19 protein-coding genes are annotated in these 20,142 nt (G+C 62.7%); 8 read left to right on the top strand and 11 right to left on the bottom strand.

The window, feature by feature from the left end:
- Positions 1-24 precede the first annotated feature (24 nt).
- Together NKH83_RS02910 and NKH83_RS02915 are read right to left on the bottom strand one after the other, a co-directional pair.
- Entirely contained in the window at positions 25-966 is a 942-nt protein-coding gene (locus NKH83_RS02910) for a D-ribose ABC transporter substrate-binding protein (protein ID WP_023675475.1), read from the bottom strand.
- A gap of 264 nt (positions 967-1,230) precedes the next feature.
- Complete coding sequence (locus NKH83_RS02915) at positions 1,231-2,058, bottom strand: phosphogluconate dehydrogenase C-terminal domain-containing protein (protein ID WP_352736957.1); 828 nt, start codon at positions 2,056-2,058, stop codon at positions 1,231-1,233.
- 335 nt (positions 2,059-2,393) lie between these two features.
- On the opposite strand from NKH83_RS02915, the gene NKH83_RS02920 reads away from it, so the two are divergent.
- The 3 genes from NKH83_RS02920 (at position 2,394) to NKH83_RS02930 (ending at position 4,916) form a co-directional block, all read left to right on the top strand.
- The gene (locus NKH83_RS02920) at positions 2,394-3,068 is read left to right on the top strand and encodes a DUF2161 domain-containing phosphodiesterase (protein WP_352478434.1); all 675 of its coding nucleotides are present in this window, start codon (positions 2,394-2,396) and stop codon (positions 3,066-3,068) included.
- A 165-nt stretch (positions 3,069-3,233) separates the two neighbouring features.
- On the top strand, positions 3,234-3,659 hold the full coding sequence (locus NKH83_RS02925; protein WP_254817016.1) for a hypothetical protein: 426 nt from the start codon (positions 3,234-3,236) through the stop codon (positions 3,657-3,659).
- Between the two features lie 66 nt (positions 3,660-3,725).
- Positions 3,726-4,916 (top strand): NADH-quinone oxidoreductase subunit D, encoded by a 1,191-nt coding sequence (locus tag NKH83_RS02930; RefSeq protein ID WP_352800050.1) that lies wholly within the window; start codon positions 3,726-3,728, stop codon positions 4,914-4,916.
- Between the two features lie 263 nt (positions 4,917-5,179).
- On the opposite strand, the gene NKH83_RS02935 is transcribed toward NKH83_RS02930, so the two are convergent.
- Complete coding sequence (locus NKH83_RS02935) at positions 5,180-5,611, bottom strand: hypothetical protein (protein WP_254817079.1); 432 nt, start codon at positions 5,609-5,611, stop codon at positions 5,180-5,182.
- A 350-nt stretch (positions 5,612-5,961) separates the two neighbouring features.
- Between NKH83_RS02935 and NKH83_RS02940 the strand changes: the two genes are divergently transcribed.
- The 3 genes from NKH83_RS02940 to NKH83_RS02950 all read left to right on the top strand — a co-directional run bounded on the left by NKH83_RS02940 (position 5,962) and on the right by NKH83_RS02950 (position 8,948).
- A complete protein-coding gene (locus NKH83_RS02940) occupies positions 5,962-7,065 on the top strand; it encodes an HlyD family secretion protein (RefSeq protein ID WP_352802039.1) in 1,104 nt (367 codons plus the stop codon).
- Positions 7,062-8,675, top strand: a complete 1,614-nt coding sequence (locus NKH83_RS02945; protein ID WP_352802041.1) for a DHA2 family efflux MFS transporter permease subunit — start codon at positions 7,062-7,064, stop codon at positions 8,673-8,675. Before NKH83_RS02940 ends, NKH83_RS02945 begins: the two co-directional genes overlap by 4 nt.
- Before the next feature lie 93 nt (positions 8,676-8,768).
- Positions 8,769-8,948, top strand: coding sequence for a hypothetical protein (locus NKH83_RS02950; RefSeq protein WP_352802043.1), 180 nt, complete (start codon positions 8,769-8,771; stop codon positions 8,946-8,948).
- Positions 8,949-8,994: 46 nt separating this feature from the next.
- Here NKH83_RS02950 and NKH83_RS02955 read toward each other — a convergent pair whose 3' ends face one another.
- Together NKH83_RS02955 and NKH83_RS02960 are read right to left on the bottom strand one after the other, a co-directional pair.
- Positions 8,995-9,747, bottom strand: a complete 753-nt coding sequence (locus NKH83_RS02955; RefSeq protein WP_352478321.1) for a metallophosphoesterase family protein — start codon at positions 9,745-9,747, stop codon at positions 8,995-8,997.
- A complete protein-coding gene (locus tag NKH83_RS02960; protein ID WP_254817010.1) occupies positions 9,740-10,552 on the bottom strand; it encodes a nucleotidyltransferase family protein in 813 nt (270 codons plus the stop codon). The genes NKH83_RS02955 and NKH83_RS02960 overlap by 8 nt, the downstream gene beginning before the upstream one ends.
- A gap of 55 nt (positions 10,553-10,607) precedes the next feature.
- Between NKH83_RS02960 and NKH83_RS02965 the strand changes: the two genes are divergently transcribed.
- Together NKH83_RS02965 and NKH83_RS02970 are read left to right on the top strand one after the other, a co-directional pair.
- Positions 10,608-10,970, top strand: a complete 363-nt coding sequence (locus NKH83_RS02965) for a hypothetical protein (RefSeq protein WP_352802045.1) — start codon at positions 10,608-10,610, stop codon at positions 10,968-10,970.
- A gap of 296 nt (positions 10,971-11,266) precedes the next feature.
- On the top strand, positions 11,267-12,130 hold the full coding sequence (locus NKH83_RS02970; RefSeq protein WP_352802047.1) for a hypothetical protein: 864 nt from the start codon (positions 11,267-11,269) through the stop codon (positions 12,128-12,130).
- 59 nt (positions 12,131-12,189) lie between these two features.
- Here the strand turns inward: NKH83_RS02970 and amaB are convergent, their stop codons facing one another.
- The 6 genes from amaB to NKH83_RS03000 form a co-directional block, all read right to left on the bottom strand.
- A complete protein-coding gene (gene amaB / locus NKH83_RS02975) occupies positions 12,190-13,701 on the bottom strand; it encodes an L-piperidine-6-carboxylate dehydrogenase (RefSeq protein WP_352800179.1) in 1,512 nt (503 codons plus the stop codon).
- 182 nt (positions 13,702-13,883) lie between these two features.
- The gene (locus NKH83_RS02980; RefSeq protein WP_352800041.1) at positions 13,884-15,146 is read right to left on the bottom strand and encodes an RNA polymerase sigma factor; all 1,263 of its coding nucleotides are present in this window, start codon (positions 15,144-15,146) and stop codon (positions 13,884-13,886) included.
- On the bottom strand, positions 15,143-15,517 hold the full coding sequence (locus NKH83_RS02985; RefSeq protein ID WP_254817007.1) for a YciI family protein: 375 nt from the start codon (positions 15,515-15,517) through the stop codon (positions 15,143-15,145). The genes NKH83_RS02980 and NKH83_RS02985 overlap by 4 nt, the downstream gene beginning before the upstream one ends.
- 85 nt (positions 15,518-15,602) lie before the next feature.
- Positions 15,603-16,724, bottom strand: coding sequence for a DNA topoisomerase IB (locus tag NKH83_RS02990; protein WP_254817006.1), 1,122 nt, complete (start codon positions 16,722-16,724; stop codon positions 15,603-15,605).
- A 113-nt stretch (positions 16,725-16,837) separates the two neighbouring features.
- On the bottom strand, positions 16,838-17,722 hold the full coding sequence (locus NKH83_RS02995; protein WP_352802049.1) for a transglutaminase family protein: 885 nt from the start codon (positions 17,720-17,722) through the stop codon (positions 16,838-16,840).
- Between the two features lie 7 nt (positions 17,723-17,729).
- A complete protein-coding gene (locus tag NKH83_RS03000; protein WP_352802051.1) occupies positions 17,730-20,141 on the bottom strand; it encodes a circularly permuted type 2 ATP-grasp protein in 2,412 nt (803 codons plus the stop codon).
- Position 20,142: the final 1 nt, after the last annotated feature.

The raw sequence follows: 20,142 nt of genomic DNA on the forward strand, positions 1-20,142 counted from the left end.
CCTTGCGCTTGATATTACGCCGGCTCAGTTGGTCAGCGCGAACGTCTCCAGCTTGGCGGCATTGTCGCCATTGACCAGGACGCAATCCATCAATTGCTTTTCCTCGGCCGGAGACTTCTTGTTCTTGATGAAGTCGTTGGCCTGCTCGACCGCCATCTGTGCCTGCGCGAAGGCCGGCTGCAGGACCGTCGCCTTGATGCCGCCGGAGGTTATCGAGTCGCGCACGTCGTTCGACCCGTCGAAGCCGACGACGATCACGTCCTTGCGGCCGGCAGCGGCAAGTGCCGCGTAGGCGCCCATCGCCATCGTGTCGTTGCCGGAGATCACGCCCTTGATGTCCGGATTGGCCTGGAGGATCGATTCCATCTTGGAGTAGGCCTCGGTCTGGCTCCAGTTGGCCGACTGCTGCGCCACCATCTTCAGGTCCGGATAGTCGTCGATGACGTCGTGGTAACCCTTGGAGCGGATGCCGGCATTGGTGTCGGATTCCTTGCCGACGAGCTCGACGAAATTACCCTTCTCGCCCATCAGCTTGACGAATTCCTGCGCGCCGAGCTGGGCGCCCTGATAATTGTTGGAGACGATCTGCGCGACGGCAACGCCGGTGGCATTGATCTCGCGATCGATCAGGAAGGAAGGAACGCCTGCGTCCTTGGCCTTCTGCACCGCAGCGACTGTGGCGTCGGCGCCGGCATTGTCGAGGATGATCGCCTTGGCGCCGCGGCCGATCGCCGTATCGATCAATTCGGACTGCTTGTTGGCGTCGTCGTCATGGACGAGCACCAACGCCTCGTAGCCGAGTTCCTTGGCCTTGGCCTCCGCGCCGACAGCTTCCGCCTTGAAGAACGGATTGTCATGCGAGGGCGTAATGATGGCGATCAAATCCGCCGCATAGGCGGGTGCGGCGGTGCCAAGCGCCAGCATGCCGGCGAAAGCCGCAAGCGTCATTCTGCGTGTCAGTTTCATGTATACCTCCCGTTGAAAATCCGCGCCTTGTCCCAAGGCTATATGCATTCGATTTCGCTAGCCGGCCGTAGGTGGCGGGTCGCGTCAGATTCACAAGCCTTTGCCGGCTTCACTTCGACGGATCGCTTCCCACTACCCTCCACTCATCCAACCCTGAGCCTGCTGCGAAGCTTGACGGTTCGATCTATCGAACAGCTAAGGCAACTGGTATAATGAGTCAATGACAATTTCAGGTAACATGTTCCGAAAGACGCGTCGCTGCCCTCAAGTGATGCGCTGGATGCTCGCGGCAATCTCCTCCGGCTCGAACACCCGTTTCCAGTCGTCGCGCATCAGAACCGGCTTGCCGAACTCTATCGCCTTGTTGCATGCGTCGGAGAACACGCCTTTGGTCTCGCCGAAGATGACGGCGCCAAGCACGTTCATATGACCAAGCAGGAAGTCGAGCGCCGCCTGCTTGTCGACCCCGCGCGCCACCACCTCGTCGACCGCCTCTTTCATGACGACGAGCAGCGAAGCGCATACCGTTTCCGAAAGGCCGGGCTCGAGCAGGGCCATCTGATCGACAGTGACGCGATGGGAGCGCATGACCGGCGCCCAGATGATCTTTGCGATCGCCTCACCCTTGGCGAAATCCTCCTCCGGTCCCTGCATCAAGGCGCTGACCATATGCTGCTTGGCCTTGACGCCGCCGAAATAGTCCTTCTTGGCCGCCATGTCGGTCTCGTCGTTGAAGATCGGCGGATGGCAGGGGTGGGTGACGAAATAGGTCAGATCCGGCCGGTTCGGCAAATGCCCGGCGAAAGGTGCCGCGGCGTCGAGCACGACGACCATCGTGCCTGACGCAAGCTTGCTCTCGATACTCGCCGCAACCTTGCCGATGTGCGTGTCCGGCACAGCCAGGATCACCACATCGGCGCCATCAAGCGCCTCATCGGCGCTGACGGCATCGATGCCGAGGCCCGACTTCAGCCGCTCGCGGCCGGCGTCGCTGACCTCGACATGGCGTATCGTATACGAAGATCCGCGAAAATTGGTTGCCAGACGGTAACCCATTTTGCCGCCTGCACCAAACAGCGCAATCGTTGTCATATGTCCGTTACTCCTGAATTCCAACGACGGCCCTACCGATCGTCATCTCATTGACTTGTATGCACATTGCCGCCGGCTGGCGGATTAAAAAACGCGGGGAAGCCGCCGCTCAAATGACGATGCCTGGACGATGTCTCGGGCGCCCGGATGTCCAGCGCAGCCACGCGGAGCATGCTACCTCAGGTACACATTATACCAGCATACCAAATTCGCAAGCGGCCGCGGCACTGCTCTGACCATTTGTTTGGCCGTCGTTTACCTCCTGTTCAACGGCAAAGAGCGATCATCGCGCTGAACCGCCGATCGGCGGGATGATTCGCAGCCAACAAAGGCCCATGCTCGAAACTTCACTCTACAGCCCGGTCAAGGCCTTCCTCGAAGGCCTGGGATTTATGGTCAAGGGCGAGATCGGCGGCTGCGATCTGCTGGCGCTGAGTGCCGACTCTCCACCGATCGTCGTCATCTGCGAGCTGAAGCTGAAGTTCAATCTCGAGCTCATCCTCCAGGGCGTCGACCGTATGGCGGCGAGCGACGAGGTCTGGCTCGCGGCATGCATGTCGGCCCGCGGCAAGGGCCGCGAGAGTGACGTGAGATACCGCAATCTCTGCCGTCGGCTCGGCTTTGGCCTGCTTGGCGTGCGACCGAACGGCGAGGTTCAGGTGCTGCTCAGCCCGACGGCATTGGCCCCGCGTCGGGATCCCCGGCGCCGCTCGAAACTAATCGACGAACATCGGCGTCGGCAGGGCGATCCTGTCGCCGGCGGCGGCTCACGTGCGCCGATCATGACCGCTTATCGCCAGCAGGCACTGGCATGCGCCGCAGCACTCGCCGACGGCCCAAAACGGCCGCGTGACTTGAAGCCCAACCTGCCGAACGCACCTAAGATTCTGCTGCACAACGTGTATCGCTGGTTCGCGCGCACCGATCGCGGGATCTACGAACTGACCGCCCAGGGCCGTGAAGCCTTGCAGCGCTGGCCGCAGCCCGATCGCAGCCACGCCGCTGCCTGAGACAGGCAACGCCGGATTTCGCGCCCTGCTCTCCGCGACAATCACGGCTTTCGGCCAGACAGCACTCAGTACAAGACAGCACCTCAGTCACGGAACCATATTTCGACACGATGGTTTTGTCGTCACCGAATTGATCGTCCGCTGAGCAAACGGAAGGAAACGGCCATGCGCCTATCGACGACAATTGCCACACTTTCGGCACTGGCCCTTGCCTCGCCGGTCTATGCGCAATCCGTGGGACCAGAGCTTGCCCCTGTGCCGCCGACGGCGCCGCAAACCTTGCCGGAGCAAGCCACGCCCCAAGGGACCACTCCCGACCAGGCTACACCGGACGATGCCTTCTCCGCCCAGAATTTCACCGCAGTGACAATCGTGGCGATGGAGGATCTGCCTCCTGACATCAAGGCACAGGCGGAGGCCGTCGTCACCCAGACCAGCGCCGAGGATTTGCGCATCCTGCAAAGTTCGATCGACGCATCGCCGCAGGCGGCATCGGCACTGGCGGCGAACGGGCTCAATTCCACGCAGGTCGTGGCGGCCAATATCGACGGCGACGGCACGCTGACGCTGATCATCCAGACGACGACGTGAGCGGCTGAAAGCGGACAAGCCGGCTCCGGCACGGAACCAAAGCCCGCCTGATCGCGGAGGACTGTCATGGTCGAGGCTGCAGTTCGCAACTTCACCATCAATTTCGGGCCACAACATCCCTCCGCTCACGGCGTCCTGCGGCTGGTGCTCGAACTCGACGGCGAGATCGTGGAACGCGCCGATCCCCATATCGGCCTGCTGCATCGCGGCACCGAAAAGCTCATCGAATACAAGAACTACCTGCAGGCCTTGCCCTATTTCGACCGGCTCGACTACGTCGCGCCGATGAACCAGGAGCATGCATTCTGTCTCGCCGCCGAGAAGCTCCTCGAAATATCGGTTCCGAAACGCGGACAGCTCATTCGCGTGCTTTTCTGCGAAATTGGCCGGCTGCTATCGCACCTCCTCAACGTCACCACGCAAGCCATGGACATCGGCGCGCTGACGCCGCCGCTCTGGGGTTTCGCCGAGCGCGAGAAGCTGATGGTCTTTTATGAGCGCGCGTCCGGCGCCCGCATGCACGCGAATTATTTCAGGGTCGGCGGCGTGCATCAGGATCTGCCGCCGGAACTCCTCGACGACATCTGGAAGTTCTGCGATCCGTTCCTCAAGGTCTGCGACAATCTCGACGAGCTGTTGACCGAGAACCGCATCTTCAAGCAGCGCAATGTCGATGTCGGCGTGATCGGCCTCGATGATGCCTGGGCCTGGGGCTTTTCCGGCGTGATGGTGCGCGGATCGGGGGCATCCTGGGATTTGCGCAAGGCGCAGCCATACGAATGCTATTCGGAGATGGATTTCGATATTCCGGTCGGCAAGCATGGCGACTGCTACGACCGCTATCTCGTACGCATGGAGGAAATGCGCCAGTCGGTGCGGATCATGCGGCAATGCCTGGAAAAGTTGCGCTCACCCGAAGGCCAGGGACCGGTCGCGATCCCGAACCACAAGATCACGCCGCCGCCGCGTGCCACGATGAAGCGCTCGATGGAAGCGACGATCCACCATTTCAAACTCTACACCGAAGGCATTCGCGTGCCGAGCGGTGAAGTCTATGCCGCCGTCGAGGCGCCGAAGGGCGAGTTCGGCGTCTACCTCGTGTCGGACGGAGGCAATGTTCCCTACCGATGCAAGATCCGCGCACCTTCGTTCGCTCACCTGCAGGCGATGGATTTCCTGTCCCGAGGCCATATGATCGCCGATGTTGCCGCGATCATCGGCTCGCTCGACATCGTGTTCGGAGAAATCGATCGTTAGCCACGTCGAAGGGTCGCGGGTCCATCCTAGCCAGATCGCACCTGCCTCGACTGCGCTCGAACGCCGGTCGGACGACGGCTCTCACTTGCGGCGGGCCAACTCAAATTCTCGCATCAAAACGGACGCATGGCCGCGACTAGGCGCAGCCAAGCGTCGAGGACTTTCACAATCTGCGCGGCCCGACGTGGCACGTGCCCTTCCAAGTTCGGAAGCGCTCTCCACGGCGCGGAAAGAACGCGTGTTCCGCCGTCCCTCGTACCGCGTCAATGCGCGATCAATCCCTTCAACCAGGCAACAAATCTGTTGCCGCGGACTATCCCGCGCACCCTGGCAGCGGCCCATCGCGCTTGCATCGTAGCACCGACATGGCAATGGCAAACGATTTGGTGCAACTGCCGATCGCTCAGTTCGAAGAAGCGCTTTGCCTCACCGTAGGTATCGTCCTTCAGCCCCATGGCACGCAGAACCGGATCCTCGAAGGCGACGGTGAGCGGCGTTCCAGCACCACGCGATCTGTCGCGCGCTTCCCTGTTCATATATTCGGTGCCTGGAAGCGCCCCAAGGCATCGCGTCGGATTTTGTTCGAGAAGTTCCGCCCAACGTTCAATCCGCTGGTTTCGAGTCATCGCCGGATACGCCGCGAAGGACTCAACTTCCGCGACGGCTTGCAGTTGGTCGAGTGTTTGATGTTTCATGGTCGGCTCCTGTCGACAGGTGAATTTGCCCACGCCTTTATGAGCAATTATCGCGCCGTGGAGCGCTGACAAGGCCGGACCGCCGCAACATGAAGCATATGAATCACCTACCCGGGTGAAACGGCGCTCTAGTTCGAACGCGCCGGCACCGCTCGGTGGGTTCGATGTCGACCCGTTAACCCGACTACCGCATTCCGGACAGGAACTTTTGCGGAAGCTTGCCGTTTGGCTTTGCGTTCGCTTCGGCGGCTGCAATATCAGTCTTGAAAGCAATTCCGTTGGACACGAAGCCTCAAAGCGTCGAACGAGACGTCGAGCCTGTAAATGAAACTCGGGAGCAACCGGCCCGGGTGCGAGAATCTCGTGGGCGATCGGCACAGCCCCGGCAGGAAAAGCCCGACGGGAATGCCTCGCAGCGAAAGGCCGGTCTGCTCGGCTTTCCCAGGCGCCATCCCTATGCGGCCGCAGCGATAGCACTTGCGCTGTTGCTGGGCGCGGCAGGCATCGCGATCTGGTGGCTGAACGCTCGCCAGTACGAATCGACCGACGACGCCTTCATAGACGCGCGCACGGTGACGATCGGCGCGCAAATAGCCGGTCGCGTTACCGAGCTGGCGGTTACCGACAATCAGCATGTGCAGGCCGGCGATGTCCTCCTGCGTATCGATGACAGCGACTATCAGGCAAACCTGAAGCAGGCCAATGCCGGCGTCGCTGCGGCCGAGGCCGCAATCGTCAATGTCACCGCCCAGATCGAGGCTCAAAACGCAAAGGTGAACGCTGCCCAGAGGCAGGTTGCCCAGGCCAAGGCAGCGCTGGATTTCGCCAAGGCCGAGGATCAACGCAACCGCGAACTCCTGGCAAGGGGCACGGCAACGCAGCAGCAGGCGCAGCAGGCGGCATCGACGTTGCGTCAGGACCAGGCCGCGCTGGACAGCGCCGAGGCCAATGTCGCCTCGGCAAAAAGCCAGGTTTCGGTCTTGCAGGCACAGGCCAGGAGCGCCGAGGCGCAGCTCAAGCAGGCCAAGGCCAGCCAGGAGCAAGCCCGCACGACGCTGTCGCGCACGACTATCACAGCACCCGCAGCCGGGCGCGCAACGAGCATTTCCGCCGCGAACGGCACCTACGCCCAACCCGGCCAGGTATTGATGATGTTCGTTCCCGACGAGGTCTGGGTGAAGGCCAACTTCAAGGAGACGCAGCTCGATCTGATGCGGCAGGGACAGCCGGTCGACATCGACATCGACGCTTACCCGGACAAGTCCTTCCATGGCCGCGTCGACAGCATCCAGGCCGGCAGCGGCACCGCCTTCAGCCTCCTGCCGGCTGAAAATGCCACCGGCAATTACGTCAAGGTGGTGCAGCGCGTGCCGGTCAAGATCGTCTTCGACAAGCCGCCGGATGTGCTTCTCGGTCCAGGTCTGTCGGTGGTGCCGACGGTCAAGGTGCGATGAACGGCGAAACCGCCAGAAATCAGGGCGAAAGCCGATCCGCCGCCGGGACGCACAATCCCTGGCTTATCGCCGTCGTTGTCTCCATCGCCACTTTCATGCTGGTGCTGGACACCTCGATCGCCAATGTCGCCCTGCGCAATATCGCCGGCAGCCTGGCGGCCGGAATGGACGAAAGCACCTGGGTGATTACCACCTATCTCGTTGCCAACTCGGTGATCATCCCGGTCAGCGGCTGGCTGGCAAACGTCATCGGCCGCAAGCGCTACTACATGCTCTGCGTTGCGACCTTCACCGTCGCGTCGCTGCTGTGCGGACTGGCGCCCAACCTGGAACTGCTCATCCTGTTCAGGGTCCTTCAGGGACTCGGCGGCGGCGGCATGGCGCCAAGCGAGCAATCGATCCTTGCCGATACCTTCCCGCCAGAAAAGCGCTCGCAGGCCTTCGCGCTTTACGGCATTGCGGTCATCGTCGCGCCGACGGTCGGGCCGACGATCGGCGGCTGGCTGACGGACCATTTCTCCTGGCACTGGATCTTCTTCATCAACGTGCCGTTCGGCATCCTGTCGCTGGCGCTGGTGCAGTGGTTGTTGGTCGAACCGGAGGTACTCGAACGCGAACGCAAGGAACGGCTGAAAGGCGGCCTTAAGATCGATGGGGTCGGTTTCGTCCTGGTGGTGATAGCCTTGGGGTGCATGGAGATCTTTCTCGACCGGGGCCAGCGCTACGATTGGTTCGCCTCGAATTTCATCACCACTTTCGCAGTGATTTCCGCGATCGCGTTCCTGCTGCTTATTCCATGGGAAATCAGTCGCAGCGATCCGGTCGTCGACATGCGCCTATTGTTCACGCGCCAGTTCGGCACGGCGTTCCTGGTCATGATGGCAGTCGGTGCTATCCTGTTCAGCACCACCCAGATCGTGCCGCAGCTGCAGCAGACGACATTTGCCTACACCGCGACGCTCTCGGGCCTTTCGATGATGCCGGGCGGCATCGCCATGCTGATCTTGATGCCGGTGTCCGGATTTGTAGGCAGCATCGTGCAGCCCAAATATCTGATCATGATGGGCATGTCGGTGGTCGCAGTGGCACTTTGGCATATGACCTCGCTTACTCCGGACGCCAGCTTCCGCTTCTTTGCCTTTGCCCGTGTTTTCCTGATGGTCGGGCTGCCGTTCCTGTTCATTCCCATTTCGACCGCAGCCTATGTCGGTCTGCCCCCGCAGAAGACCAACCAGGCATCGGCGCTGATCAACGTTGCACGCAATATCGGCGGCAGCATCGGCGTCTCGCTGTCCAACACCGTCATTGCGCAAAGCTCCCAGATCCATCAATCGAATCTGGTCGGCCACACCGTGCAATCGTCGCCCGCCTATCAGCAGGCGCTTCGGCAGGCGACTGAGCATTTCGTCGCCCAGGGTTCGCCGATGGTCGAGGCGAAGCAGCAGGCGATCGGCTGGCTTGGTCAGTTGATCGCCCGCCAGGCCACGCTGCTCGCCTATATCGATGTCTTCCGCTACTGCGCGGTGGCAACCGCCCTGCTGGTTCCGCTGGCGCTGCTGCTGCGGTCAAGCAAGTCGGGTGGCAGCCAGCCGAATCCCGAAATGGGCTGACCGGCAAGTGCGACGGTGTGGTTTTCCAAAAACGGGCAAGCCGGGAACCTGCCGACCTGTTGCGTTGTTCTGCGCCAAGAGGAGATGATTACGATGGCCACTATTCCCACACCCGAGCCGACACCGACGCCGGTGCCACCGCCTCCCATTCCCGATCCCAAGCCCGTGCGTGAGCCGGACCCCGACAGGCTCCCCGACGAGGACCCCGTTCCCAACCCGGATGAAAACGACATTCCACCGAAGCGGACGGCTTTTAACCGGCAATTGCCGTGATCGTTCTGCAGTGTACTGCGATTGCCTGCGCCAGTGGCGCCGCCTGTCAGATTTCGAGCATGGCGTAGGGGCGGCCGGTCGGCTTGGCGACATGCATGGCAACGTTATAGACCGACGCCCCGCCCGGCGTGCGGCCCTCGTAAGCGCCGCGATGCGCATGACCATGCACAACCGCGCTGACCTGGAACCGGTCTATCGTCTCGGCCAGACGTGACGAACCGAGAAACGGGAAGATCTCCAGCGGCTCGCCTTCGACCGTCTCGACGACAGGCGCGTAGTGCAGAACGACAAGCGTGCGTTTGGCGCGGACCTGCCGCATCGCGTTTTCAAGCCGCATCGCTTCGTTCACGCTTTCCGCCACCATCGACTTGATGGCCGGTTCGCCGAAGGAGCCGAGCATGCGCGACCCGAAACCGCCAACGAAACCCTTGACCCCCACGAACCCGACCTCGTGAATCTCCGTCGCCTCGCCATCGAGGAGGTGAACGCCCGCCTGGCGCAGAATATCGGTAACCTGCTCGACGGCGCCCGACTCATAGTCGTGGTTGCCAAGCACGGCGACGACCGGGATCGTGCAGGCACGCAGTTCCTCGGCAAGGATTTCGGCCTCCCTAGGCTTGCCGAGATTGGTAAGGTCGCCCGTCAGCACGAGAACCTGGGCTTCACGCGACATCTCGCCGAAAAGGTCGCGGTACGAGGCCTGGTCCTCCTTGCCGACATGCAGATCGCCGATGGCGGCGACCTTGAGAGTGCCGCCATTTTCCGCCTTTGCCGAAGCAGATTCGAGCCCGTCAGCCATCGCTATATTCTCCTTCACCGCCAACGTCGGCAAAGCCCCATTGCTTGACGTCGATCTCATAGTCGGTTCGTGAAAGCATGCGCCCGCGGCAGATCCGCATCCGGGAAGGCGGCAATTCGCGCTGCTTGGCCAGCCGGTCAAGCAGTTCGTCGAGCAGCCACGCGGGCACCCGGTCGCGCTCCGTCGGATAGATCCATCGGAAGTTCAAGAGATGCATCAGCAGAACTTCCCAATGGACTTCCATGTAGGAAAGCAGCCTTTGCCAGTCGATCTGGTCGTGCGCCTTGAGGATGGTATGCGCGACGTCGGCCCCATCGTGGCGGCCGCGGTCCTGGATGAAGCATTTGGACCAGATAAGCTCGGTTGGGCCGATGATCCGCACCTGGCTGCCCAGCAATTCGGCCTGGCGAGCATGCTCCAGCCACTGGTCGTCGACTGGCATTGTGCCGTTCATCGAGGTGAAGATGACGTCGAAAAAATGCGTGCCCTTGAACACTTTGCCCAGCCACCGGTCGTCCTCGACCACGACGGCGTAGCCGATCTGCTTGAAATGGGCGAGGATGCGCGCGCAGTCGCCGGCCTTGCAGAAAATGTCCAGATCCTTGGTCGGGCGGGTGATCCCGGTATAGGCGCTTACGGCATAGGTGCCGGCGACGAGAAAGGGGATGCCGGTCGCGACAAGCTCGCGGATCGCTTCGATATAAAAGACCTCCGCTTCGGCATTGCGAGGCGTCGGGGCGGCTTTTGGATCGACCGACGGAACTGATGCCGGGATGGCGCTTTTCGGTGGGGGATCGATGATCATAAGCAATGGCTCCTGGCTCGGCAGACCAGCAGCCGCCTGTATCTAATAGCCAAGCATGCCCGATGGTTCCCGCCTGCTGCATCAGGCCGACACGCCGCCGTGGCCGGCCTTCGAAGCGGCTATGGGCGTCGGTTGCGGCGGCGGCCATAAAAAGAAAAAATATGTGAGCGGCTATTTTTGGAGTCAAAATCGCAGCGCGGTCGGCTCAAACGCGTCGGGATCGGCTCAAACGCGTCGAGGCGGAGTGGACCCGCCATCATCCTCCGGTCCAGCAAGGATTGGCTTCAACATGGTTCCGGAGCTGTCGGAGGCGCTGCGCACCCGGCTTAACAGCCACTTGAGCGCCCGTAGCCAAACCGACTCTGTTTTTCGGAACGCTGCAGGCGGCGTGGCGAAAAGCCCATTCTCCATTTTGTAGTTCCTCACTGTCTCAGTCCAATCGGCGTTCTTCAACGAGCAAAACCGGTGTTGGTTCCGCCTCGCCGTCGGGGAATGCGGGCTGGCCAGGCGAAGCCACCATTATGGGTTCAAGCAGGTTAGTCTCGCGCGGCAAGATCAGCGCCTCGCGAGATCGCATCCTCGGCGACCAACTCGCGTAATTGCTAGCCGGCGAGATTCAGCTCGTATCCTGGTGAGCCGGCTCTGGACACGGTCCGCGAAGGCTGAAATTGTGACCGGTATTTCCAGTTGCAAATTTGGTTGGGCTCGGCGGGGATGGCGCTGGTTTCTGAAGACATTGCCAGCCATCCGGCATTGCGTCGGCACGTCCAGGCTCAGTCGCGGACGCTGCTCCAGACCTATGAAGCAACCCCGCGGCTGGCTTCGGTGTTCGCCACGCAGCAACGCTGGCTGATGGCCCATATCGGCCTTGCCTTGTATTTCGATCGAGAGCCGGACGACCATCGCAAGGGACTTACGTCCGCACGGTTCATGGACGGCATCCGCCGGCATTCGGTGGCCAGCCGCAACACCGCCGATGCCTTCCTGAAGGAGATGCTGCATTACGGTTTCATCCGGCATCTGCCGATTAAATACGGGCGCATCCGTCCCTTTGAGCCGATCGCGGGCACTCTGGAGACGGTTGCCGGCTGGGTCATGGCTCATCTGAAAACGCTGGACAGCCTGGACGGTGGATCTCGACTGGCAGCATTCGTCGCACAACCGGACGTGCTCGCCAAACTGCAGCCGCTGGTGGCTGACGGCCTGCTTTCGTCGCATGCCGTGCGGGAGCCGAGACAGACCTTTTCCTTGTTCACCTGGCTCGACAATGGCGGCATTGTCATGGATTGGCTGATGTCCGGCATCGATCCCGATCATGCCGACCTGGACCGAATTCCGACTGGTGTCGTCTCAATCGGGGATTTCGCGAACTGGCTCAAGCTTTCCCGGACCCACCTGTCACGCAAATTGCGCGCTGCCGAGGAACTTGGCAGCATTGGCTGGCTGGGCCAGCGCGGTCATTCGGTCATGTGGGTGTCGAGCGAGTTCTATCAGGAATACATGACCGCCCAGGCGGTCAAGCTCGCCATCATCGATGCAGCCTTCGACAGTTGTGTTGTAACTCCCGACGCCAGCTGAACCGCGAGCCGAACGCCGTCGTGGCGGCGTTGGAGCCGCCGCGACGAAGGTCTGGCATTTCAATCGATATCGAACGACACGCCCTGCGCAAGCGGCAGCGCCTTGGAATAATTCACCGTATTGGTAGCGCGCCGCATATAGGCCTTCCAGGCATCGGAGCCGCTCTCGCGGCCGCCGCCGGTTTCCTTCTCGCCACCGAAGGCGCCGCCGATCTCGGCCCCTGACGTGCCTATATTGACGTTGGCGATGCCGCAGTCCGATCCGTCGACGCCAAGAAAGCGCTCGGATTCCTGCAGGTCGCGGGTAAAGATCGACGATGACAGCCCCGCTCCCACCGCATTGTGTTCTTCTAGCACGGCGTCGAAGTCCGAATATTTCATCACGTAGAGGATGGGCGCGAAGGTCTCGTCCGTTACTGGCGAAACCTGCCGCGGCATTTCGACCAGCGCCGGACGCACATAGTAGGCCTCGGGATGGCCGTTCTCGACCCGCATTCCGCCGGTTATCTTACCGCCATGCGAAGCCGCCTCCTCCAGCGCCTTCTGCATATTCTCGTAGGCAGCCTTGTCGATCAGCGGGCCGACCAGAGCGCTTGTCTCCAGCGGATTGCCGACCGAGACGCTTTCATAAGCCTTCTTCAGGCGAGGAACGAGCTGGTCGTAGACGCTCTCATGCACGAACAGGCGCCTGAGCGTCGTGCACCGCTGACCGGCCGTGCCCATGGCGCCGAAGGCGATGGCGCGGAGCGCCATGTCGAGATCGGCCGTCGGGCAGACGATGCCGGCATTGTTGCCGCCGAGCTCCAGCACGGCACGGGCAAAGCGCTTCGCCAGCCGTGGTCCGACGTCCCTGCCCATGCGCGTCGAGCCGGTGGCCGAGACCAGCGGCACCTTGGGATGATCGACCAGGATCTCGCCGACGGCGCGGTCGCCGATCAGAACCGGCGCCAGTCCCTTCGGCGCATCGCCGAAACGTTCTGCTGCACGCTTGAAGATCGCTTCGCAGGCGAGCGCCGTCAGCGGTGTCTTCTCGGACGGCTTCCACACCACCGCGTCGCCGCAGACCAGCGCAAGTGCTGCGTTCCACGACCATACCGCCACCGGAAAGTTGAAGGCCGAGATGACCCCGACGACGCCGAGCGGATGCCAGGTTTCCATCATGCGATGGCCGGGACGCTCGGTGGCGATGGTCAGGCCGTACAGTTGCCGGGAAAGACCGACGGCGAAATCGCAGATATCGATCATCTCCTGCACTTCGCCAAGACCCTCGGATGGGATCTTGCCGACTTCGATCGATACCAACCGGCCAAGCTCGGTCTTGTGTGTGCGCAATTCCTCGCCGAGCAGCCGCACCAGTTCTCCACGCTTGGGAGCTGGTACCTGCCGCCACGCCAGGAAAGCTTTGTAGGCATTGTCGATGGTCGTCGTCGCATCGGCCGGCGAGATGGTCTTCAGCGCGGCGATCTGCTCGCCGGTCACCGGGCTGCGGACGATGAGGTCGCCGCCCGTGAGCGCGCCTTCGGCAACGCCCAGTTTCGCCAGAAGCCCGGCCGTTTCCTTCGCAATCGTCATTTTCATCCCTTTCAGATCCCGTCGCTCATATGGCGTCGGGCCAAGCCTTGCGCCATACCCGCCCCTGCCGGTCGGCACACCAGGCGCTGTCATGGCGTGGCATTACTCGCTTCAAGGAAAAATCGCCACCCCGGCATGGTCTAAGCAAAGGTCAGACCGTTGAACCAGGCGAAGGCGTCGGATCAATGCGCCGTTTGCTTGGCGCCTTCTTTCATCAGCCGGTCGATATGCATGCGGATATGCGCGGCCTCGGCGGCCGTATTGGCAAGCGCGATGGCGCGGTCGAAAGCGACGCGCGCCTCCTCGCCGCGGTCAAGCTGCATCAGCAGTCCGCCCTTGAGGCCGAAGAAATGGAAATAGCCGGAAAGCCTTCCCTCCAGCGGCTCGATCATGGCGAGTGCGGCTTCCGGTCCACGCACCTTGGAGACCGCGACGGCGCGGTTGAGCGTCACCACCGGCGACGGCTGCATCTGCTCGAGCAGACCGTAGAGCAGGTCGATCTCGTTCCAGTCCGTATCCTCGGGTTTTTCCGCCCGCGCATGCAGTGCGGCGATCGCCGCTTGCACCTGGTAGGGACCGGGCTTGCGATGGCGCAACGCCTTGTCGACCAGCGCCAGCCCTTCATCGATCATCTTGCGGCTCCACAGGCTGCGGTCCTGGTCTTCGAGCAGCACGATCTCGCCGTTCTCGTCGAAGCGGGCAGGCGAGCGTGCATGCTGCAGCAGCAACAGCGCCGTAAGTCCCATGATCTCCGGCTCGGTCTGGAACAGCCTGAGCAGCAGCCGGGCCAGCCGGATCGCCTCTTCGCAAAGCGGCGCACGCGCCGATGCCTCGCCGCTATTGCTGGAATAGCCTTCGTTGAAGATCAGGTAGACCATGGCAGCGACGGCGGCGAGCCGTTCGGAGCGCTCGACCGCTCCCGGCGTCTCGAACGGCACCCCGGCGTCGGCGATACGCGCCTTGGCGCGCGTGATACGCTGCTCCATCGCGCTTTCACCGACGAGGAAGGCGCGGGCGATCTGCTTGACCGTCAGGCCGGAGACGATGCGCAACGCCACGGCGATCTGCTGTGTGGCCGGCAGGTCTGGATGGCAGCAGATGAACAGCAGCCGCAAAATATCGTCACGGTAATGCGCCCCGTCCAGCCGCTCGGCGACGTCGCTCTCGGCATCTTCCAGGTCGGAGATCTGGTCCTCCTCCGGCAGCGGCGCCTGCTTGGCGCGCTTGCGCACCGCATCGATGCCGCTGTTACGGCCGACGAAGATCAGCCAGGCTGCCGGATCGCGCGGCGGGCCGTTTTTCGGCCAGTTGTTCAGTGCCCTGAGGCAGGCGTCCTGGAATGCTTCCTCCGCCGCGTCGAGGTCGCGGAAGTAGCGCAGCAATGCCCCCATCACCTGCGGGCGAGCGGTGCTGATTGCCGTGCTGATCCAGGCGAGTTCGGTCATGCGGAAACCTTGGCGGGATTGAAGAGCGAGACCGGCCGGATTTCATAGGAGCCGCCGCTCGGGTTGACCTCGGAAAGCTCACGCGCGAAGTCGACAGCCTCATCGAGGTCGGCGCATTCGAGCGTGTAGAAGCCGAGGAACTGTTCCTTGGTTTCGGCAAACGGGCCGTCGATGACGATCGATTCGCCCTTGACCTTCCTCAGCGTCGTCGCCGCGGTCGTCGGCAAGAGCCGCGCCACCGGGCCAAGGCGGCCCGCCTGGGCATATTTTTCCTGCACACCCAGAAGTTTTTCCATGACGGCATCGTCCTGCTCCTTGCTCCAGGAGCAGACGACGTCTTCAGAGGCATAGCAGAGGATCGCGTAGAGCATGGTTCGTCCTTTTCTCTGTCAAAGGACGAAACACTAGGACCGATGCCGACATGGCGTCGACAAAAAAATACGCCGCGGTCCGACGTCAGCTTTCTCTCGCCTTCAGCCATCTCAAGACCAGGGCCTCCTCGTCGTCGAGGCCGGCGATCGAGCGCTTGCCTTTGTTGGCATCCGCCATTTCGTCGAGCAGCCGTCCTTCGGACCAGGCGCGGAACACTTCCGGATGGATGTAGCATTGGCGACAAACCGCGCGTGTGTTGCCGAGCCGCTCGGCAACCTTGTCGATGACATTGTTCATCACCCGCTTTTGCTGCGCCTGGCTTTCGGGACGTTCGGTTTGGGCAAACAGCGACGCGGCATGAATGGTGCCGCCCCAGGTTCTGAAGTGCTTGGAGCTGAACTCCGCTCCGGCATTCTCCCTGATATAGCGGTTGACGTCGTCTGAGCGCACCGGATGCCTGTTTCCGCCCTCGTCGAGATACTGAAACAACTTCTGCCCCGGCAAGTCCTGCGCTCCGCGCACGACCTTGGCAATCCGGCGATCGACAAGCTTCAATCTCCATTCCTTGCCGGATTTGCCGACGAAGGCAAAACGCAGGCTCGAGCCCCTGATGTCGACATGGCGGTCCCGCAGCGTGGTCAGCCCAAAACTCTTGTTGTCGCGTGCATAGGCGGCATTGCCGACACGGATCATCGTGTTGTCGAGCAACCAGACTATAGCCGCCACGACGCGTTCCAGCGGCAGGCCGTGACGGCGCAAATCGACGTCGATCTGCCGCCGCAGTTCGGGCAGGCCTTCGGCGAAGGCGACCAGGCTCGAATATTTGACGCCGTCGCGCTCCTCGGCCCAGTGCGGATGATAGCGGTATTGCTTGCGCCCGCGCTGGTCCCGACCGGTCGCCTGGATGTGACCGTCGGCATCCGGCGAGATCCAGACATCCGTCCAGGCCGGGGGGATGGCGAGCGCCTTGATGCGTGCCAGCGCCTCCCCGTCGACAATCCGCCCGTCGGGTCCTTTGTACGAGAACCCCTTGCCCGAACGCAGCCGGCGAATACCGGGTTCAGTGTCGATGACATAATTGAGCGAGGCCCGAACGGCCGAGGCTTGCGCGCCGTTCTCCGGCGCTCCATTCTGCCGCACCCCGTTCTTTGGTGCAGCTTTCCTCACAGCCGATTGGCCAGACGACGATCCGGATTTGTCCAGCATGTCCTCTCCACGGAATTTCCGTAGATAAGCCGCTTGCCGGCTGCGGGTTCCACCGCCTCTTGATCTCTTGGTTCCAGCCTATCGCCGCCGCCGTGCAACGAAGACGTGCGTCATCACGCCTTTTCTAGGACGACCGGTATGACGTCGACCGCCTGTTCGCCGACCTGCCCGCCCGTGGTTTTCAACACGCCGACGATCGGCGCCACATCGGAGTAGTCGCGGCCATAGCCGACCGTGATATGGTCGTTGCTTGCCCGCATGCCATTGGTCGGATCGAATTCCTGCCAGCCGGCATCGCGCCCGCACCACACTTTGACCCAGGCATGCATGGCGTCGGCGCCTTCGAGCCGCGGCTTTCCGCGCGGCGGGATGGTGCGGAGGAACCCGCTGACATAGCCGGCAGGAATGCCGAGGCCGCGCAGGCCGGCGATCATGATGTGGGAAAAATCCTGGCAGACGCCGCGCTTCAGGCCGAAGGCGTCGCTGGCCCGCGTCTGCACGGTGGTCGCCTCGCCGTCATAGGTGAAATCGCGGTGAATACGGTTGCACAGAGCCATGGCCGTGCCGACTGTCGAACTGCCGGCACTGTCTTTCGCATAGGCAGTGATTGCCGGGTCGATGCCGGCATGATCGCTGGCGGCCAGAAAGTGATACGGCGACGCCGGCGCCAGCGAGTGCACGGCGCCGAGTTCTTCCCTCAGCCGGCGTATGTCCGGCGATACGTCGAGCCCGGGCTCCTGCCGCGATACTGAAACACGCGCGCTCATCCTGATGTCGAGCGCATCATGCGCGTCACGAAAGGCGATCGAGGTGACACTGTTGCCGAAAAAGTCGGAAAAGTCGGAGCGTTCGCTGGGCGCCGGCACAAAAGACAGTGAAGCGGCGACGACGCGCTGCACGCCAGGGATGGTCGGCGGCAGCACGCGCACCTGATGGCGGCCGCCGCCGGCCGCCGCATCATAGTCGTAACGCAGGTGAAGCCTGATGTCGTAGAGCATGCTGTCTCTACCCGAAATAGGCTTTGGCGAGGCTGTTGTAGAGCCCGCCGATTTCATTGGCGAGATCGCCGAGGGCCTCGGCCGTCATGTCCGAGGGCTCCTTGATGGCGATCGACGTGTTGAGCTGCAGAATTTCCTTGGCCGCCGGCGACATATGGCCTTCAGCGCCGACGGAGGGCAGCAGCGCGATTTCGGCCTTCAGCCGTTCGAGCTGGAAAAGGATCGAGCGCGGGTTGAGCGGATCGAGCGCCAGAAGGTCGACCACCGTGCGCCGCCCCGCCTGCACCGGATATTGCCGACGGTGCGTCATGACGCTGTCGCCGATCTCCAGCATCATGTCGAGTGCGCCTTCAGGCGCCTGGGCTCTGGTCAGCCGGGCGAGCGTGCGGGCGATCTGGATGCCGCGTTCGAGCCTGCGGCCGATTTCGAGGAAACGCCAGCCGGCAAAGCGGTACATGTTCTCGTGCAGCAGGCCGGAAAACCCGGCCAGCTTGCGCAGGATCACCGTCATTGCCCTTGTCGCGTCATCGCCCGGCGCCACCGTCGCGGCAAATTGATGGATGGTCTTCGACAGATCCTTCAATGCCAGCCAGCCATCCGGCGAGAAACGGTCTCGGATCTGTCCGGCACTGTAGACGGCGCTGTCCAGGGTGCTGATGAGCCCCAATGGGATTGCCGTCTCGACATCGATGCCGAACGGCGCGAGATAGTCCCTGATGTCGGCAAGCAGCGGCATCTCGGGATCGGATGTCTCGGCCAGCCGCACATGGTAGGCGCGCAGGATGCGCACCGTGTCTTCCGACCGCTCGATATAGCGCCCAAGCCATGTCAGGTTTTCCGCCGCGCGGCTGGGCAGGCTGCCTGGCAAGGTTCGGGTAAAGCTGTCGTGCTCCTGCGGCAGCAGCGTCTCGCGCTCCACCGGCCTGTCGCTGACCACCCAGACATCCGCCGCCTGGCCGCCGCGCTGCATGGCGATGGCCGTCGGGTCGAGCGAAAAGCCGACACGGGCAAAACCGCCCGGCATCACGGTCCAGCCTTCGGGCGTCCGCGCCAGATAGACGCGCAGGCTTGCCGGCCGCGGCTCCAGCCAGCCGCCGACATAGACCGGGGTGGTCGATAGCGTCACCGCTTCCTGGCCGACGAAGTCGCCGCCGTCCCGTTCGATCCGGGCGACGAGTTCGGCCCGCTCCTCGACCGACAGCGCTGACCCGAGCTTGGTCGAGCCGTCATCCTCGAAGGCAAGCCGCGTCGACAGCGCCGGGCCGATCACCATGCTATCGATATTGGCGAGCACATGCTCGCGCTCCGCCTCCTGCCCGCACCACCACGTCGCGACGGTCGGCAGCAGCAGCTCCTCATTGCGCAGTGCGCGCGAAATCTTCGGCAGGAAGGCGAGCAGCGCGCGTGTCTCCATCAGGCCGGAGCCCAGCGCGTTGACGGCCGAAACCGCCCCCTGCCGGACCGCTTCGACCAGCCCCGGCGTGCCGATCTGCGAGTCCGGCCGCAGTTCGAGCGGATCGGCGAAGGCGGCGTCGAGCCGCCGCCACAAGACGCTCACCGGCATCAGCCCCGAAACCGTGCGCACCATCAGCCTGCCGCTCGAGACAGTCAGGTCCTCGCCCTCGAGCAACATGATGCCGAGATAGCGGGCGATATAGGCATGTTCGTAATAGGTTTCGTTCAGCGGTCCCGGCGTCAGGATGGCGACACGGCCGCCGGCTTGCTTGGCCATGCCGATCAGCGCATCGCGAAAACGGCGGAAGAAGCCGGCCAGGCGGTGCACATGCATCTCGCCGTAAATGTCGGACAGCGCCCTTGTGGTGGCGACGCGGTTTTCCAGTGCAAAGCCGGCGCCCGATGGCGCCTGTGTGCGGTCGCCAAGCACCCACCAGCGGCCATCCGGGCCACGGCCGAGCTCGAAGGCGCAGAAATGCAGGAAATGGCCGCTGGCCGGCCTGGTGCCGACGACCGGCCTCAAATATTCCGGGCTGGCCGCGATCAATCCGGCCGGCAGAATGCCTTTCTCGACCAGCCGGTTCGGCCCGTAGATGTCGGCGATGGTCTCCTCGAACAGATCGGCGCGCTGGACCAGGCCGGCGCTGATGTCAGCCCATTCCTGCTCCTCGATCAGCAGCGGCACATGCGCCAGCGGCCATTCCCGCTCATTGGCGCCGGCCTTGTCATAGACGCGGTAATAGACGCCGGCATCGCGGAGGTATTGGTCGGCGCGGGCGAAGCGCTGGGCAAGCTTTTCCGGCCCCAGGTCCTCCAGCGCCTCGATGAAGTGCCGCCAGGCCGGCCGCGGATTGCCCGACGCATCGACCATTTCGTCGACGACGCCGTCGATCGGCTGGTAGTGCTCCAGCAGACTGTGGGTCTGCGGCTTGCTGCGCAGCCTTTTGTGATTCCCCTTCGCCATG

It is taken from the genome of Mesorhizobium sp. M0909 (assembly GCF_040319515.1).
Taxonomy (GTDB): Bacteria; Pseudomonadota; Alphaproteobacteria; order Rhizobiales; family Rhizobiaceae; genus Mesorhizobium.